At 69.0% G+C, this 1,734-nt stretch carries 1 protein-coding gene; it reads left to right on the forward strand.

What is annotated here, in order from left to right:
- Nucleotides 1-453 precede the first annotated feature (453 nt).
- The gene (locus tag ACIPK3_RS34395) at nt 454-1,710 is read left to right on the forward strand and encodes an IS110 family transposase (RefSeq protein WP_402576141.1); all 1,257 of its coding nucleotides are present in this window, start codon (nt 454-456) and stop codon (nt 1,708-1,710) included.
- Nucleotides 1,711-1,734: the final 24 nt, after the last annotated feature.

Consider the following 1,734-nt stretch of genomic DNA (forward strand, 5'->3'; position numbering starts at 1 on the left):
CCTAATCCAGTGCGTAAGCAGGTGGCCCGGGACCATGCAACGACCCGGGACGACTGCTCGCGCAGGACAGCGAATGCCTGGGTCCCCCCTGGCCGTCAAGGCCTCCTGAAAGAGCGGCATCGCTGTCCGGTGCGGGGTCCGCGGTGATGACGCGGGCGCCGGGCTGATGCCTCCGTTTCTCCGGGCCCTTGAGGCCTCTGTCAAGAGTGGCGCAGCCCGGCGCCTCCGTGGTCACCGCGAAACTCGCGGGGCGCGGTCGGACGTTGATCGTCACGGCGCGAGCCCGCGCCAGGGTCGACCTCTTGTTCATCCGCGAGCCCGTGAGCTCTGCAGAAGATCGAGCCCCTGGAGTGCGCTGGTGTCGCGAACGGCTACTGAGATGGCGGACCAACGAGTCCTTGGATTAGGGCGCCGCGTGACCCGCATGTGCTCGTGACCTGCGTAGACGGACGGATCTGGGAGGACAGTTTGACCGTGTTCTGCGGTATCGACTGGGCGGAGCGGCACCACGACGTCGCCCTCGTCGACGAAGTCGGCACTCTGCTTGCCAAAGCCCGTATCACCGACGACGCGGCCGGCTACCACCAGCTCCTGGCCCTCCTGGCCGAGCACGGCGACAACCCAGACGATCCGATACCGGTGGCCATCGAGACCAGCCACGGCCTCCTGGTCGCGAGCCTGCGCACCGGCAGCCGTCCGGTCTTCGCGATCAACCCGCTCGCCGCCGCCCGCTACCGCGACCGCCACGGCGTCAGCCGAAAGAAGTCCGACCCAGGCGACGCCCTGGTCCTGGCGAACATTCTGCGCACCGACATGCACGCCCACCGGCCCCTGCCGACCGACTCCGAACTCGCCCAGGCCATCACGGTCCTGGCCAGGGCCCAGCAGGACGCCGTCTGGACCCGGCAGCAGGTCGCCAACCAGGCCCGCTCGCTCCTGCGCGAGTACTATCCCGCTGCTCTGCTGGCCTTCCAGAGCAAGCAAGGCGGTCTGACCAGGGCTGATGCCCGTGCCATCCTCACTCTGGCCCCGACCCCGGCCAAGGCCGCGAAGCTCACCCTCGCCCAGTTGCGGGCCGCCCTCAAACGCAGTGGCCGCCTCCGTGGCTGCGACGCGGAAGCCGAGCGGCTGCGGGACGTCTTCCGCGCCGAGTACGCCCATCAGCTGCCCGGCGTCGAGGATGCCTTCGGCCACCAGCTCCTGGCCCTGCTCAAGCAGCTGGACGCCACCTGCCAGGCCGCGGACGACCTCGCGGAGGCGGCCACAGCCGCCTTCCACCAGCACGCCGACAGCGAGATCCTGCTTAGCTTCCCGGGCCTGGGGCCCATGCTCGGCGCCCGCGTCCTCGCCGAGCTGGGCGACGACCGGACACGGTTCGCCAACGCCCGGGCGCTGAAGTCGTACGCCGGATCCGCCCCCATCACCCGGGCCTCCGGCAAGAAGCGGTTCGTCGGTCGCCGCTTCGTCAAGAACAACCGCCTGATCAATGCCGGCTTCCTCTGGGCCTTCGCCGCCCTCACCGCCTCACCGGGAGCGAACGCGCACTACAGACGCCGACGCGAGCACGGAGACTGGCATGCCGCCGCACAACGGCACTTGCTGAACCGCTTCCTCGGACAGCTCCACCACTGCCTCAAGACCCGGCAGCATTTCGATGAACAGCATGCCTTCGCACCGCTCCTGTCACCTCCGGCCGAGCAAGCAGCTTGACTTCTTGGCTCCCTGAGATGTCTT

The organism is Streptomyces sp. NPDC086787, assembly GCF_044745865.1.
Taxonomy (GTDB): Bacteria; Actinomycetota; Actinomycetes; order Streptomycetales; family Streptomycetaceae; genus Streptomyces.